The sequence below is a fragment of the Rhizobium acaciae genome (genome assembly GCF_025941625.1).
GTDB lineage: Bacteria > Pseudomonadota > Alphaproteobacteria > Rhizobiales > Rhizobiaceae > Rhizobium > Rhizobium acaciae.
Genome location: NZ_JAPCZO010000013.1, coordinates 57,502 through 71,062, shown reverse-complemented (window position 1 = coordinate 71,062; position 13,561 = coordinate 57,502). Strand labels below are relative to the sequence as shown.

Here is a 13,561-nt window from a genome sequence, read left to right as displayed (position 1 = left end):
GGAGTGTTCGGATTGAGCAGGCCGCAGATGCAGAAGGCACTCTATGAGTTTCAAAGCCTGCCGCCGGTCGAGCCGCGCGAGATGATCGGACTGTGGACCGGTCGGGGCATTCCGTCCGGCCATCCGTTCGACGGTGTGCTGGAAAACCTCGGCTGGTTCGGCAAGCGGTTCACGCCGAACATGCGCACCGATGCGCTGCTGTTTCGCTTGGGCGAGCAACGGCTGATCCCGATCGACCCGGCAAGAATACCGCTTCGCCTGGCTCTGCGGTTCCACAGGCTCGGGAGGACGGGTGCCGCGAAATGTCTGTTTTCATATCTTCAGCGCGGGTTCCGGGCCAAAGGCCCCGTGGCGTCCCTGAAAACCATGTCATTCCAGGGCGTGGCGAGTGCGGCGATGGTGTATGACGGTCAGCCGATTATCGACCATTTCCGCAGAATGGACGAACGCAGGGTCATGGGAGCCATGACGATCAAGGGTGACGATCGAATCTACTTCTTCGAACTCGAACGGGTCGATGAGCCGTGAGCGCTGATTGCAAAAACCTCGTGTTCGCCCAGCCGACACTGATCGCCGAGATTGACTTTGGAAGTCGGGCATGTCTTCGAAGGCTTTTGCCGATGAGCGGACCTCGTAATCGAAGTTGAGAGTGTTGGCGATCAGGCCCTTGCCGTGGGGGCGAATGAGAAGGGTGCGCATGCGGCGGAAGAGAACGGTGCGAGCGATGGCTGCGACCTTTTCGTTTTTCATGCCATCGCGCAGAAGCACGAAGGCATCCGAACCCATCTTGTCCGGCGCCAGATAGTAGGGCTTGTCGAAATAGGTCGTGTCGATCTGCGAGCAGGGGATATAGGCTTCAATCTTCAGCGTCTTGTCACTCTCGGGCACGGCTGCGGCGACTTCGTCCGGTTCCAGGACGATGTACTGGCCGTTGTCCACCTCGTAGCCTTTGACCTGGTCGTCGCGCTCGACGGGATCTCCGGTCTCGCTGTCGACAAACTCACGTTTGACCCGGTTGCCGGTTTTGCGGTTGAGCGTGTTGAAGGCGATCCGCTCCGACGAGGAAGCGGCGGTATAGAGCGCCACCGGACAGGAGACCTCTCCGAACTTGATGAAGCCTTTCCAATTCGCTCTCGGGCTAACCATGACGCTGATACTCCCTGACGCAACTAATGCGATTCAAAACCGAATCAGCGGACGAATCGTTCCGAGTCAAAATGAATCATTTTCAATGACTTAGCAGGCAACGGTCGCTCGCATTGCGGGTCATCGATTAGCGTCTTGATTCGCATACACTTTTTGCAGCCGCCTGCGTTTCCAAGAGGAACAACTTCAAGGGAGTCCTGCCATGAGCAAGCGTGAACTGATCGATACCGGAACCGATAAACGCTATGTCCGCCGTGACGAAGACGGCAAGTTCAAGCAAAGCGTCGATGTCTCTCGATCTCTGTCGGCTGATGCGCGTCACGATGCGAAGAACGACGCCAAGCCCGGCCAGGGTGATAAAGGCGATCGCAAGCGCTGATCAGGTGAAACTCGCCACCTACAATGTCAACGGCATCAACGGCCGCCTCGACGTTCTGCTGCGGTGGCTCGACGAGGCGGAGCCGGATGTCGTGTGCCTGCAGGAACTGAAAGCCCCGGACAACAAGTTTCCGCGTCGCGAACTTGAGCGCGCCGGCTACGGTGCGATCTGGCACGGGCAAAAATCCTGGAACGGAGTGGCCATTCTTGCTCGCGAGCAGGATCCTCTCGAAACGCGGCGCGGCTTGCCCGGCGATCCGGATGACACGCATAGCCGTTACATCGAAGCGGCCATCGACGGCGTGATCATCGGTTGCCTCTATCTGGGGTCGGAACAAGAACTGTTCTCGGCGACACGCTTAGGTCGAACAGAGTGAGAACTTATGCGGCGCGCCGCAACCCAGTTGGAAGGCGAAGCGATCGGAAGCCTTCCGGCAGGTGCTGCTCGCTGTCCCAGGTGTAGATGCCGGTCAGATTGATGTGCTCCCAACTCAGCGGGGAGATGTGCCTGAGCAGATGATCAGGGATCTGGCGCCCACCATTGCGTAGGTGGGTGACGGCCCGTTCGATGTAGACCGTATTCCAATGGACGATGGCGCTGACGACGAGGTTAAGGCCAGAGGCGCGGAATGCCTGGCTTTCGAACGACCGGTCACGGATTTCGCCTCGCTCGTGGAAAAAGACGGCGCGCTTCAGCTTATGCGCGGCCTCGCCCTTGTTGAGACCGGCCTGACTGCGCCGCCGCAATGCAGGGCTTGAATACCATTCGATCATGAAGAGCGAGCGCTCGATCCGGCCGAGTTCCCGTAGCGCCCTTGCGACATGGCTTTGCTTCGGGGATGCGGACAGCTTCTTCAGGATCGTAGACGGCACCACGGACCGTGTCGTGGTCGACGCCGCCAGATGGAGCAGATCGTCCCAATGATCGAGAATCAGAGTGGTGTTGATCGGCGCGCCGATGTGGTTCGACAGTGTCGGATATGCGTCTCCCTTCTCGAACGTGTGAAACTTCCGATCGTTGAGGTTACGCAATCGCGGTGCAAAGCGCTTTCCGATCAGGGCGAACAGTCCGAAGACGTGATCACTTGCGCCGCCCGTATCGGTAAAGTGTTCCTGGATGTCCAGGACCGTGTCCTGATCGAATAGCCCATCGAGCACATAGGCCGCCTCGCTTTCGGTCGGACTGATGGGCAAAATGCGGCTCGGGTTGCGCCCCGAACGTCGTCAAGCGGTATGCCGTCGTAACGTGATAAGCCATGAAGTGGGCTATCGAGATGAATGTCGGCTGCATGAAGAAAACGAAACGCACTCATTCAGCCACGACCTTTCGTTGTCCGCGTCCCTGTACGATACACTCATCGAGAATCGAAGATTGTCAACTCAGAGTAGTTCCAATCCACAGTATTCGCTTTTTTCGCGGCCGTTTCAGGGGCGTCTCTCTGAGGACGGCTAAAACTATCCGCTCACCATATCTGCTCAATCTACACTACCCTTCATCGATAAGTCGTTCCGCCGCGGGCGCCGAAAGGGACTGCGACTACGCGATTTTCATTGACGACCGTTGATAAATATATCAACATAGACCCATGTGTCAGACAATGTCCGAACCTTATCGTGGATCAAGGCCGCCCGGAAAGATTTTGAAGATTTTCCGCCCGGCGCTCAGGCCGAAATGGCGCGGGCGTTGACCATGGCTGCCGCGGGCGGTCATTCCGATATCGCAAAGCCGTTGACAGGCCTCGGGTCGGGCGTGCTCGAGCTGGCATTGAAACATCGGGGCGATGCTTTCCGCATAGTCTACATGCTGCAGATCGATACGGACATATGGGTTGTTCATGCGTTTCAGAAAAAATCGAAGTCGGGCGTCGCGATGCCGAAGGCCGAAATCGACCTGATCCGCGAACGCCTGAAACGACTGAAGGAGGCTTTACGATGAGCGACGATTTTGAACTTGTTCGTGGCAGTGGCAACATCTTCCGCGACTTCGATATGCCGAACCCGGAACTGGAGCATCTTCGGGCTACGCTGGCGGCACAGATTGTCAAGACGCTCGATATGCGGAAGCTCTCGGTCCGAGAAGCCGGAACGCTGACCGGAATCAACTATACCGAATTCTCGCGCATCCGCCGCGTCAAGCTGGATGGCTTCACCGTCGATCGCCTTTGGAAGATGCTTGATCTGCTCGGCCAGACGGTGGACGTGAAGGTCAAAGTACATCCTACAGCCAAACCGCTACGGGCTACGCACGCGCATGCATAGGATCTGCAGCCGCTGAAGACGGCTGCTCCAGGAACCGAAAATATGACCGCTCCTGTCCTGAGTTGCTGGATTTGCGGCACGCCCGCAACGACGGGCCAGCACAAAACCAAACGTTCCAACCTGCGGCAGAAGGGTTTGGGTTAGCCATGCTTGCAGATCAATGGCATACATCTTCGCCGTTTGCAGCAGGGTGGCGATGGTCGCCTATGTTCATGCGCTCCGGCGTGATTGGCGATTACTGCGATACGATCTTTCTTCCACCATGTGGCAGCGGCCGACCCGGCGTCCTTTAGTATCGCGCAACGCGTGCTGACGATTCCCACAAAACTCGCGCACATTGAGGTGACGCACCATCTCACCAACGCAGAAGTGGACGCCGTCATTGCGGCGCCCGATCAGAGGACGCCCCGTGGTCGGCGCGACCGCGCGTTTCTGCTGTTCCTGGCGCGGACCGGCGCGCGGGTCTCCGAAGCCATCGGTGTCAATGCTGACGACCTTCAGCTGGAACGCCCGCACTCGCAGGTGCTGTTGCACGGTAAGGGGCGCAAAGATCGCGTCATCCCCGTTCATCAGGATCTGGCGAGAGCGCTGGCGGCCTTGTTGCGCGAACGCGGAATCACCAACCACCAACCAAGACCGATCTTTATCGGCGCCCACAATGAGCGCCTGACGCGCTTCGGGGCGACCCACATCGTACGACGAGCGGCGGCCAAGGCAGTGGCCATAAGGCCAGACTTGGCCGAAAAGCCCATATCGCCACACATCTTCCGGCACTCCCTCGCCATGAAGCTTCTCCAGTCCGGCGTGGATCTTTTGACGATCCAAGCCTGGCTCGGGCACGCGCAGGTCGCCACCACCCACCGCTAGCCGTAAGCGCTGTTATTGGGCCACGGTATAGCCGAAGTTGATGCTTCCTGCTATTTTTTGAACTGGCGAACAGCTAGGCGCTCTGCCTCTGCCAACGCCGCAGTTTTGGTTTTGAAGGGGCCAATATCGTTTTCTTCCGTGTCAGGTAGCCACTTTGCAAGGAACCACCAGCCTCCAGGGCGATAACTGGAACTGCTCCTCACTGAGCCGACATTCCTGGCGAAGAACCAGCCGGAGTCGATGCCATCCTGCTCCCATGAGATGCTTTGCTCTGTCACGGCACACTCCCCGCCTATTCGTTTGTCGTGGGTATTTTATCGGACCTGTATGACCAAGGCAACAACTCGTCGATCTTACTGTTGGGGTGGCCATTGACGATCTTGGTCAGCACGTCGGCGAGATAGGCCAGCGGTTCGACGTTGTTGAGCTTGGCGGTTTATGCCGACCGTCGAACTATGCCGATTAATCAAGTTTTTGCCAACGTTTCCGGCACCATAGCGGGCGGCTAATCGGCATAGATTAGGGTCTCTCCGTCGCAATTGACGCGCAGGAGAGGACACATGAACGCAGCTGACTATTTGAATCGCAGCTCCCTATACCGGAAGCTGGTCTACGGTCCGTATCGGGAGTTTGCGGGCGTTTACGCCGCCAAAATGTCGAACGAAGGTTTGGGTCGGCAATGCACGTGGCGCTCGCTGAGCCTGTTTCGGGATCTGATGGACTGGCATGTTGGCAATGGACATGCTCCGCAGGATTTAAGCGAGGTTCACGTCGACCGCTTTCTTGAGCATCGTTTCAAGCACTGGAAGCCCGACTCGGGCGATCGATCGGCACTCCGCCGCTTGCTTTTGGCGTTACGAGAGAAAGGCTTAATACCAGCCGCGCTTCCGATTCAGCGCAGTGAGCACGAGAAGATCGCCGATGTATTCGGGCAATATCTCTCGACTGAGAGAGGGCTCGCCGCCGCGACAGTGGGGAGCCACAAGCTTCTGTCGCTTCGATTTCTGCGGGAGGTCTGTCCTTTCGGCGCAGACGGGTTTGCAGCGCTCACCCCTGGCGGTGCTGATCGAGCGGTGGTTTACGGATCGGCTCATGAAGCATCGAGGTGTAAGTTCCAACACCATCGCCTCATATCGCGACACCTTCAGGCTCCTGTTTGCGTTCGCACAGACGCGCCTTGCGATGTCCCCATCTCAGTTGACCCTGCGGGATTTGGACGCGCCTTTCGTCGGCGCATTTCTGGAGCACCTTGAGACAAAGAGAGCCGCCTCGGTGAGGACCCGCAATCTCCGCCTCACGGCCATTCGATCTTTCTTCCGATATGCGGCGTTCGAGGAACCGACACATAGCGCCCACATTCAGCGTGTGCTCGCGATCCCCAGCAAGCGATGTGACAAGCGGCAGCTTCAGTTCCTAACCAGGCCCGAGATTGAATCGATCCTGGATTGCACGGATCGAAGCACGTGGCTGGGACGCCGCGATTACACTCTGCTATGCTAGCCGCGCAAACAGGGCTGCGCGTCTCGGAGATCACCGACCTCGACCGAGACTCGGTAATGCTCGGCCGCGGTGCGCATGTGCAATGCATCGGCAAGAGCCGCAAAGAGCGAAGTACGCCCCTCACCAAGATTGCACAGGAAGCCCTCCGGCTTTGGCTCAAAGAACCAGGGAAGCGAGGCGCGACGGTTCTTTTTCCGAATATGCACGGCGGTAGGCTCAGCGCCGACGGCGTGCAGGCGCTGTTGAACAAATATGTAGCCAAAGCGCGAGAGAACTGCCCATCCCTTCGCTCAAAGCGGGTGTCGCCCCATGTCTTGCTGCATAGCGCTGCCATGGAATTGCTGCAGGCGGGCGTCGACTGCTCGGTCATTGCCCTGTGGTTGGGCCACGAAGCAATGGAAACGACGTTGACCTATCTTCATGCGCATCTCGAACTGAAGGAATCTGCACTCGCAAAGCTGAAGCCGTACGAACGCGCCAAGGCCGAGCGATTTCGACCAAGCGACCGGCTTCTGGAATTCCTGAACACCCTCTGAGGATGAGAACTATGCCGAGCGCCAAACAACGGCGACCCGCCAAACTGGCTCGGAACGCACAGTTTGCCGTCCCTGTCAGAAGAGGCATTCGGCATAGTTCGCCGGTCGGCATAAACCGCCAAGCTCAACGATGTCGATCCGCAGGCATGGCTCGCAGACGTGCTGGCGAGGATCGCCGGGCACCCGTCCACAAGACTGTCCGAACTCCTGCCATGGGAATGGAAGAGCGATCCTGAAATTGGGCAGCCGGTTGAGAAGGCATTTGCCGCATGACCACATCCATCGCCCGCCTCAAGATCATGCTCGATGATGTCGAACCGACCGTCATGCGCCGCATCGAAGTGCCGTTCGACATCAGGCTCGACCGGCTGCACCTGGTGCTTCAGGCAGCCTTTGGCTGGACCAACAGCCACCTCTACGAGTTCCGCATCAAGAACATCGGCTTCGGCATGCCGGACCCCGGCTGGGGTGACGGCCCGCTGGATGCCCGCAAGGCAACGCTTCTGTCCGCGATCGAGGACACTGGAGCAAAATCCTTCAAATACCTCTATGACTTTGGAGACGGCTGGGAACATTCAATCAAGATCGAACGCATCGCACCCGCAATCCCAGGTCTAGATTCTCTCAGCCTCATCGACGCAACAGGCGCTTGCCCACCCGAAGATATCGGCGGACCGGGGGGCTATCGGGAGTTCATAGAAGCGCTTGCTGACCCCGATCATGAACGCCATGAAGAACTCATCGAATGGTGGGGCGGCAACCAATTCGACACCGATGTCATCGACAAACCCGCGATCGAGCTCGCCCTCCTGGCACTCGCCAAGAAATGGACCCGCAACCTACGCTCAAAAACCTGAAGGACGTAGCCTGCGGTCTTCGCCGGACGGTTACTAATCGTCATATGTCGAAGCCCTGGTACGCATCCGAGCAGGGCCGCCTTGTTCGGATGAGGATTATGGAAGAGCACTGGCTATATCGACGTCAATATAGCCGGTGTTGTAGCCATGGACATTATCAGAGACCATCAACAGGTAAGCCGCCTGGAGATTGTGGATAGGGGTCGTCGCCGCCGGTTCAGTGATGAAGCCAAGCTTGCGATTGTTGCAGAGAGCCTCTGCGGTCCCCGGCAGGTGACGGTTACAGCTCAGCGTCACGGGATTAAGCGCTTTCAGTTGAATAGCTGGCGCAAGGCTGCGCGGGAAGGAAGGCTTGGCAATGGTTCACCGGAAGGATTTGTTTCGGCCCTGGTCGTTCCCACCCTTGTTGTTCCGGAGCGCCATGCGTCGGGTGAATATTCTGCGCCAATAGCGCCGACACAACACCCGATGTCGGATAGCGGCCGTATGGAGGTGGTGAGCGCGAACGGTCGGCGCGTGGTCGTTGATCAGACCGTCGATGTGGAAGCGTTGCTGCGGATCATCCGCGGCTTGGAGACGCTTTGACCATGAACCCGTTGCCGATGGGGACAAGTGTGAAGGTATGGCTGGCGACGGGCTATGCGGATATGCGGCGCGGCTTTCCATCATTGGCCCTGCAGGTCCAGGAGGTATTGAAGCATGACCCGTTAAGCGGCCACCTTTTCTGCTTCAGGGTCCGGCGTTCTGACGTGATCAAGATCATCTGGCACGATGGACTGGGAGCCTGCCTGTTTACTCGAAGGCTGGAGCGAGGGCGGTTCATCTGGCCAAACGTGGAAGGTGGGGCGGTTACGATCTCGACAGCCCAGCTCTCCTATTTGCTGTCCGGAATTGACTGGCGCAATCCGCAAGAAACCTGGCGTCCGACGCGCGTTTGAAGGGCGTTTTCCTGTTGAAATTCCTTCAAAATCTGATTCAATCCCTGTCATGGGATCGACGCCGCTTTCTCTTCCGACAGACCTTGCCAGCGCTCACCCAGCGCTGCTGGCTGAACGCGAAGCGCGGCTAAAAGCCGAGGCCGACGCGGCCAACGCGAAGGCGAAACTGTCGAGCACCGAGGCGCTGATAGCACAACTGCAATTGCTGATCGGAAACCTGGAACGCGAGAAGCATGGGCCGAGCCGTGAACGAACAGCGCGGCTGATCGATCAGTTGGAACTGCAGCTCGAGGAACTGGTGACGGCGGAGACCGAGGACGAAGTGGCTGCCGAAGCTGCCGTCGCCAAAGCCCAGTCGTCCGTGCGAGCCTTTACCCGCAAGAGGCCGGTGCGCAAACCCTGGCCGGAGGATATCGAACGCGAGCGCATTGTCATTGATGCCCCCACAAGCTGCGGGCGTTGCGGTGGCGACCGGCTGTCAAAGCTGGCGGAGGACATCACCGAGACGCTGGAGGAGATCCCGCGCCGCTTCAAGGTGGTTGAGACGGTAAGGCCGAAGTTTACCTGCCGGGATTGCGAAGCGATCAGCCAGGCGCCGGCTCCATTCCATGTGACGCCGCGCGGCTTCCTCGGCGCAAATCTGCTGGCGACGATCGTGTTCGACAAGTTCGGGCAGCACATTCCACTCAATCGGCAGAGTACACGCTTCAAATGCGAAGGTATCGAGCTTTCGACCCAGACGCTGGCTGACCAGGTGGGCAATGTCACCGCTGTCGTCTTGCCGTTATTCGATTTGATCGAAACCCATGTGTTCCGGGCCGAACGGCTACATGGCGACGACACGACAATCCCAATCCTCGCCAAGGGGCAATGCACGACAGGTCGGATCTGGACATATGTTCGGGACGACAAACCTTTTTGCGGTCCCGCGCCGCCCGCGGCGGTGTTTTATGCCACCAGCAACCGGCGCGGCGAGCACCCACAAAGACACCTGGCTGAGTTCGGCGGGATACTTCAGGCCGACTGTTACAATGGCTTCAACCCGCTGTTCGACCGGACAAAGAAACAAATGCCGGTGACACCAGCCTTCTGCTTCGCCCATGCGCGCCGAAAGTTCTTCGAACTCGCCGACGTCTCTCGTCGTGCGCGCCGGGGCCAGGGTGCCAGGCCAATCTCTCCTGTGGCGCTGGAAGCCGTCAAACGCATCGATGCGCTCTTTGCCATCGAGCGCGAGATCAACGGCATGACTGCCGACGAGCGGCGCGACGTACGACAGGAGAAGAGCAAGCCCATTCTGGAGGCGATGGAAGAATGGCTGCAACAGGAACGCGCTGTCCTATCGCGATCCTCCCCCCTGATCGAGCCGATCAATTACATGCTCTCGCGTTGGTCTGACTTCGCCCGCTATGTGGACGACGGCAGAATTTGCATGACGAACAATGCCGCGGAAAGAGCGTTGCGCGGTGTCGCTTGCGGCAGAAAATCCTGGCTATTCGCCGGTTCCGATCGCGGTGCTGACCGCGCCGCCGTCATGCTCACCCTCATCATGACGGCCCGCCTGAACGACGTCGATCCCAAGGCATGGCTCGCGGACATCCTTGCCCGCATCGCCGATCTTCCCGTCTCACGCCTGCACGAATTGCTTCCATGGGAGTGGAAAAGTAACCGGCAGATTGATAGCCCGGCTTCTCTACAGGCCGCCTGACGGAGAAAGGGTCCAACGAATGGGATACAGGAACTCAACTCTGTACACGCTGAAATACGTGGCCAAAATGCTCGGTGAAGACGAGGACTTCCTGCACGAGTGCTCCATCGAAATGTTCTCCGAAGATGGCTGCCTCAGTGCCTATGACAACTTTCCGGCGTCCGAATTGAGCGAGCACATTGTCCTCTTCTCCCAAGACGGCATCGAGAACCTCAAATATATCGTCGAGGCTCGCAGGGACGCCGACCGCACATAAAAACCGTCGCTAAAAGCCCAACCAAGGTTAGCCCGGCTCCGGTTCGCGCACGAGACCCTATCCCGCGGCCCTCCTCGGATGCTTACAAGCCCTGTTCGGGCATAACATCAACGGTCAGCTGGCAATCCGGAAGGTGGGAGCAAAACAGCGCTAACGCTATGCCGCCGCGGATGTCGAGATGATGCGTAACGGACTCGCAAAGGCGGGCATCGAGGGTGATTACGGAACGCGCTTCCGGTCCACCGATGCCGTTCTGCAACTGCTGAACAGTATCTAAGCTAAAACATTATGTTGCGGAAGATGCCAGATTTAGCAGTCCCCGGCTGGCGCCATGACGGCTCCGCCACAGAATCTCACCCGATGCATAAGAAGGGATCGGCCGCAAGCGCGGACGCCACCAAGCCACAAGTCCATTCATGCCGCGCCGGAAGTCGACCGGCTGCGTCGCCACCATGATCTTCACGCCATTCGGCGAAAGTCCGATCACCGGCGTCCTCGCGACGCCGCCACCATCGCCTGCGCCAACTCGGGCGCCACCGAGCCGATCACGGTCATTCGCGCGCCGGCAATCTCGATCTCAATACGACCCGCAGCATGGTGGGCGACATCCGACGGCGCTCTCTCGGAAGACGTTCTATCGCCAACCACCGTTACCGGCACGAACATCGCCTGCTGCGCGCAGGCTTTTGCGGATCGTTGAGAGGTCAGTCCGGCTTCGCGGCGCCAGACGTTCAGCAGACCGCGATTGACGCCCCAGCGCCGGGCAATCGCCGAGATATTCACGTCGGGCTCCGCGCTTTCCGCAAGGATCCGCGCTTTCTCCTCGTCAGTCCAATTCCGCCGCTGGCGCCGACCGGTGATCAACTCGATCCGACGATATCTTCCCTCATGCCTAGCTTCATCCATGGCTTCACCCATGACTTCAAGCATGGCATCAGCGCGATCTCCAACCATTCGTTCCGCTCCTGTCAATGAAGGAGCTTATCTCGCGGCCTCAATTACAAAAGGAAAGGTGGGCTGTTCGTCGCGCTCACAATACAGCGACGTTGCGATGTGTGTTCTGACCGTCGAAGTCTTTTAGCCAGCAATAGGCGTTGACGTCTTTCTCAAAGGCTTTGATATGCAGATCAGCGCAATGAGTGAATGCGTACCTCCCGACAATCGGCAGCCGATCCTCAATAGTGTTTCGGCCCAGTGCGCTGACAACATCGCTCAATTTGCGGGACAGATCGACCTGATCCGCCGTCAGCGTTCTCGTCTGTTCGAAATCCAAGTTAGCGCGCATGGCGATCGTATCAGTGATACCGCAGCGCTCCCCGATACCGTTCACCGAGGTCGATATCCAATTCACCATGGGCGCAACTTCGACCGCATTCGCCAAGGCGAGGCCACGATCATTGTGGAAATGTACCTCGATCGGTGTTTGCGAGAATGTTGATTTAAGGCGCTGCAAGGACAATCTAGCCTCAGTCGGGGTCAGCACGCCAACAGTGTCGGAAAAACAAATGCGATCTGCACCCTTGGAGATAGCTGCCCGATAGGCGATGCCCTGCAGGTTCCAGTCCGTCCGTGAGGTGTCTTCCAGCGTAAAGCGGACCTGCAGACCGATGGACTTTGCAAAAGCGATTGATGTTTCGATCAGCCCAATGATCTCGTCTAAGCTTCGATTTCGAAACTTGACGTTCCGGGATACCTCACTGACACCTGCAAAAATCCCAACCCATTCCGCACCTGCCGCTTTCACACAGCGGATGTCCTCGATTTGTGCGCGGGCGTGTGCTAACAAAGGGATATCCCGGCGAAGTTGAGAAAGGGCCCGCGTCCGATCGAACTCGAGATTGCTTGCGCTGGGATGTCCGGCTTCAATACAGTCCACACCGAATTCCAAAAGGCCGCGCGCAATTGCAATAGATTGATCGATGCGCCACACAACATTTGGTGCTTGGGCGCCTTCTCTTAGGGTGCAATCAATGAGACGCGCCATTTTCACTTCCTCCCCCGATGGATTGCATCGACGTACAACCTAGTGTAGTTTCCGTCCATAGTGTGCTGCAGCAAGCAGAAGGAGGTTCGATGGTGAACTGACAACATGCTGAGAAGCCGCGTGAAAGATGAGGGTATCCGCATTGATCTTGGCGCAATCTTCGTCTCATTGGAACTCAGCCGTTTGAAATGGCTGATCACGTCGCTGTCGCCGGGCGGCGGCGCGAAGATGTCGAAGCATGCGGTGGTGGCCGGCGATGTCGCTGGCATGCTGGCGCGGTTTGCTGCCACGCCGATGGGTCGTTGAAAGGACGTTCGCATGGCTCGGTCGCTGCCGCCGTCTCGCCAAGGATTGGGAGAAATCGCTCGAAAGCGCCACCGCCTGGGCGCAAATCGCGTCAATCCGAATGCTATCCCGACGTATCGCAAGATATTGGATCTACGAATAAACTTTTGAATCGGGCTCTCAGTTAGCAGGGGGGCCGCGCGATGGCTGATTTCCTCGGTGGTGCGCGGACCGTGGTCGAGGGAATGCTGCTTTACCGCTTCGTCGAGGATGCTCAGTTGGTCTTCCAGTGCGCCGACCAGCGATGCGTCGGGAGGTACGTTTCTTGCCGCTACAAGCAGGCGCGCCATTGCTGCGATCGCGTCGTTCCAATTACCTTGAACGGCGTCTGGCCGAACAGAGTGGTCGACGTAACTATCTTCGGGCTCTTCGCCTTCCATGGGAGTGCCTGTCATGGGAAGCGGGTCGCCTGCGAGAAGCGTCTCAAACGGTTCGGACCAGCAAGCCATATAGGTTAAGATATAGGATCGAAGACCAGGCAGCGCTTCGGCAACATTAAACATCGACAACGGTTTGTCCGGGGTCGGCTGCGCGGACCATTCAAGCAGGACGACCGCGGTAGATACATCGCCTCGGCCGCGTGCGGCAAGCTCGGCTAGCTGCTGACCGGTTGTCTCCGCGTCCTTTGGGGCGTGAGTGTTGATACCACTGGCGCGAAGCGCGTCTACGTAACGCGATACAAGACGTTTGAAGTAGGTTCGCTTCTCGAACGGGCCGGGTTCGAGTTCCTCTAGGAACAGCCGCAGGAAATAAGGGTAACGAGCAGCTTCCGGAAGGAGATCATAGACTG

General features: G+C 58.2%; 14 protein-coding genes and 9 pseudogenes. 16 read left to right on the top strand and 7 right to left on the bottom strand.

What is annotated here, in order from left to right; genetic code table 11:
- The first annotated feature begins 27 nt into the window (after positions 1–27).
- Complete coding sequence (locus OLZ32_RS21025) at positions 28–528, top strand: DUF4334 domain-containing protein (RefSeq protein WP_319641131.1); 501 nt, start codon at positions 28–30, stop codon at positions 526–528.
- Between the two features lie 59 nt (positions 529–587).
- Here OLZ32_RS21025 and ku read toward each other — a convergent pair.
- A pseudogene (gene ku, locus OLZ32_RS21020) lies at positions 588–1,146 on the bottom strand (non-homologous end joining protein Ku); the annotation flags it as partial.
- A 202-nt stretch (positions 1,147–1,348) separates the two neighbouring features.
- Here ku and OLZ32_RS21015 point away from each other — a divergent pair.
- Complete coding sequence (locus OLZ32_RS21015; protein ID WP_264396542.1) at positions 1,349–1,525, top strand: hypothetical protein; 177 nt, start codon at positions 1,349–1,351, stop codon at positions 1,523–1,525.
- Between the two features lie 4 nt (positions 1,526–1,529).
- Positions 1,530–1,850, top strand: a pseudogene (locus OLZ32_RS21010) (exodeoxyribonuclease III); the annotation flags it as partial.
- Between the two features lie 55 nt (positions 1,851–1,905).
- Here the strand turns inward: OLZ32_RS21010 and OLZ32_RS21005 are convergent.
- A pseudogene (locus OLZ32_RS21005) lies at positions 1,906–2,721 on the bottom strand (Tn3 family transposase); the annotation flags it as partial.
- A 391-nt stretch (positions 2,722–3,112) separates the two neighbouring features.
- On the opposite strand from OLZ32_RS21005, the gene OLZ32_RS21000 reads away from it, so the two are divergent.
- The 3 genes from OLZ32_RS21000 to OLZ32_RS20990 all read left to right on the top strand — a co-directional run bounded on the left by OLZ32_RS21000 (position 3,113) and on the right by OLZ32_RS20990 (position 4,650).
- Positions 3,113–3,460, top strand: coding sequence for a type II toxin-antitoxin system RelE/ParE family toxin (locus OLZ32_RS21000; protein ID WP_264396541.1), 348 nt, complete (start codon positions 3,113–3,115; stop codon positions 3,458–3,460).
- Complete coding sequence (locus tag OLZ32_RS20995) at positions 3,457–3,783, top strand: helix-turn-helix domain-containing protein (protein ID WP_264396540.1); 327 nt, start codon at positions 3,457–3,459, stop codon at positions 3,781–3,783. The genes OLZ32_RS21000 and OLZ32_RS20995 overlap by 4 nt, the downstream gene beginning before the upstream one ends.
- Positions 3,784–4,011: 228 nt before the next feature.
- Entirely contained in the window at positions 4,012–4,650 is a 639-nt protein-coding gene (locus OLZ32_RS20990; protein WP_264396539.1) for a tyrosine-type recombinase/integrase, read from the top strand.
- A 50-nt stretch (positions 4,651–4,700) separates the two neighbouring features.
- On the opposite strand, the gene OLZ32_RS20985 is transcribed toward OLZ32_RS20990, so the two are convergent.
- Both OLZ32_RS20985 and OLZ32_RS20980 read right to left on the bottom strand, forming a co-directional pair.
- Entirely contained in the window at positions 4,701–4,928 is a 228-nt protein-coding gene (locus OLZ32_RS20985; RefSeq protein ID WP_264396538.1) for a hypothetical protein, read from the bottom strand.
- 14 nt (positions 4,929–4,942) lie between these two features.
- A pseudogene (locus OLZ32_RS20980) lies at positions 4,943–5,086 on the bottom strand (transposase domain-containing protein); the annotation flags it as partial.
- Positions 5,087–5,742: 656 nt separating this feature from the next.
- On the opposite strand from OLZ32_RS20980, the pseudogene OLZ32_RS20975 reads away from it, so the two are divergent.
- The 7 genes and pseudogenes from OLZ32_RS20975 to OLZ32_RS20945 all read left to right on the top strand — a co-directional run bounded on the left by OLZ32_RS20975 (position 5,743) and on the right by OLZ32_RS20945 (position 10,442).
- Positions 5,743–6,686: pseudogene (locus OLZ32_RS20975) on the top strand (tyrosine-type recombinase/integrase).
- Between the two features lie 114 nt (positions 6,687–6,800).
- Positions 6,801–6,959, top strand: a pseudogene (locus OLZ32_RS20970) (transposase domain-containing protein); the annotation flags it as partial.
- Complete coding sequence (locus OLZ32_RS20965) at positions 6,956–7,543, top strand: plasmid pRiA4b ORF-3 family protein (RefSeq protein ID WP_264396537.1); 588 nt, start codon at positions 6,956–6,958, stop codon at positions 7,541–7,543. The pseudogene OLZ32_RS20970 and the gene OLZ32_RS20965, both read left to right, overlap by 4 nt.
- Positions 7,544–7,690: 147 nt before the next feature.
- Complete coding sequence (tnpA, locus tag OLZ32_RS20960; protein ID WP_264396536.1) at positions 7,691–8,128, top strand: IS66-like element accessory protein TnpA; 438 nt, start codon at positions 7,691–7,693, stop codon at positions 8,126–8,128.
- A 2-nt stretch (positions 8,129–8,130) separates the two neighbouring features.
- The gene (gene tnpB / locus OLZ32_RS20955) at positions 8,131–8,481 is read left to right on the top strand and encodes an IS66 family insertion sequence element accessory protein TnpB (RefSeq protein ID WP_264396535.1); all 351 of its coding nucleotides are present in this window, start codon (positions 8,131–8,133) and stop codon (positions 8,479–8,481) included.
- Positions 8,482–8,530: 49 nt separating this feature from the next.
- Positions 8,531–10,186: an IS66 family transposase gene (tnpC, locus tag OLZ32_RS20950; protein ID WP_264396534.1), complete on the top strand. Its 1,656-nt coding sequence runs from the start codon at positions 8,531–8,533 to the stop codon at positions 10,184–10,186.
- A 19-nt stretch (positions 10,187–10,205) separates the two neighbouring features.
- Complete coding sequence (locus tag OLZ32_RS20945) at positions 10,206–10,442, top strand: hypothetical protein (RefSeq protein WP_264396533.1); 237 nt, start codon at positions 10,206–10,208, stop codon at positions 10,440–10,442.
- Between the two features lie 368 nt (positions 10,443–10,810).
- On the opposite strand, the pseudogene tnpB (OLZ32_RS20940) reads toward OLZ32_RS20945, so the two are convergent.
- The 3 genes and pseudogenes from tnpB (OLZ32_RS20940) to OLZ32_RS20930 all read right to left on the bottom strand — a co-directional run.
- A pseudogene (gene tnpB, locus OLZ32_RS20940) lies at positions 10,811–10,929 on the bottom strand (IS66 family insertion sequence element accessory protein TnpB); the annotation flags it as partial.
- Positions 10,926–11,396 (bottom strand): IS66-like element accessory protein TnpA, encoded by a 471-nt coding sequence (gene tnpA, locus OLZ32_RS20935; RefSeq protein WP_264396532.1) that lies wholly within the window; start codon positions 11,394–11,396, stop codon positions 10,926–10,928. The gene tnpA (OLZ32_RS20935) and the pseudogene tnpB (OLZ32_RS20940), both read right to left, overlap by 4 nt.
- A gap of 76 nt (positions 11,397–11,472) precedes the next feature.
- Positions 11,473–12,426: a LeuA family protein gene (locus OLZ32_RS20930; protein ID WP_264396531.1), complete on the bottom strand. Its 954-nt coding sequence runs from the start codon at positions 12,424–12,426 to the stop codon at positions 11,473–11,475.
- Positions 12,427–12,531: 105 nt separating this feature from the next.
- On the opposite strand from OLZ32_RS20930, the pseudogene OLZ32_RS20925 reads away from it, so the two are divergent.
- The 3 genes and pseudogenes from OLZ32_RS20925 to OLZ32_RS20915 all read left to right on the top strand — a co-directional run.
- Positions 12,532–12,708, top strand: a pseudogene (locus OLZ32_RS20925) (IS110 family transposase); the annotation flags it as partial.
- Positions 12,707–12,874: pseudogene (locus OLZ32_RS20920) on the top strand (transposase); the annotation flags it as partial. The pseudogenes OLZ32_RS20925 and OLZ32_RS20920, both read left to right, overlap by 2 nt.
- Positions 12,875–12,914: 40 nt before the next feature.
- The gene (locus OLZ32_RS20915; protein ID WP_264396530.1) at positions 12,915–13,229 is read left to right on the top strand and encodes a hypothetical protein; all 315 of its coding nucleotides are present in this window, start codon (positions 12,915–12,917) and stop codon (positions 13,227–13,229) included.
- The last annotated feature ends 332 nt before the right edge of the window (positions 13,230–13,561 follow it).

What these genes read in the sequence shown, in the direction of transcription:
- OLZ32_RS21025 (WP_319641131.1), top strand. Translation starts at nt 28, where the DNA reads ATGCAGAAGGCACTCTATGAGTTTCAAAGCCTGCCGCCGGTCGAGCCG.
- OLZ32_RS21015 (WP_264396542.1), top strand. Translation starts at nt 1,349, where the DNA reads ATGAGCAAGCGTGAACTGATCGATACCGGAACCGATAAACGCTATGTC.
- OLZ32_RS20995 (WP_264396540.1), top strand. Translation starts at nt 3,457, where the DNA reads ATGAGCGACGATTTTGAACTTGTTCGTGGCAGTGGCAACATCTTCCGC.
- OLZ32_RS20965 (WP_264396537.1), top strand. Translation starts at nt 6,956, where the DNA reads ATGACCACATCCATCGCCCGCCTCAAGATCATGCTCGATGATGTCGAA.
- tnpA (WP_264396536.1), top strand. Translation starts at nt 7,691, where the DNA reads ATGGACATTATCAGAGACCATCAACAGGTAAGCCGCCTGGAGATTGTG.
- tnpB (WP_264396535.1), top strand. Translation starts at nt 8,131, where the DNA reads ATGAACCCGTTGCCGATGGGGACAAGTGTGAAGGTATGGCTGGCGACG.
- tnpC (WP_264396534.1), top strand. Translation starts at nt 8,531, where the DNA reads ATGGGATCGACGCCGCTTTCTCTTCCGACAGACCTTGCCAGCGCTCAC.
- OLZ32_RS20945 (WP_264396533.1), top strand. Translation starts at nt 10,206, where the DNA reads ATGGGATACAGGAACTCAACTCTGTACACGCTGAAATACGTGGCCAAA.
- tnpA (WP_264396532.1), bottom strand. Translation starts at nt 11,396, where the DNA reads ATGGTTGGAGATCGCGCTGATGCCATGCTTGAAGTCATGGGTGAAGCC.
- OLZ32_RS20930 (WP_264396531.1), bottom strand. Translation starts at nt 12,426, where the DNA reads ATGGCGCGTCTCATTGATTGCACCCTAAGAGAAGGCGCCCAAGCACCA.
- OLZ32_RS20915 (WP_264396530.1), top strand. Translation starts at nt 12,915, where the DNA reads ATGGCTGATTTCCTCGGTGGTGCGCGGACCGTGGTCGAGGGAATGCTG.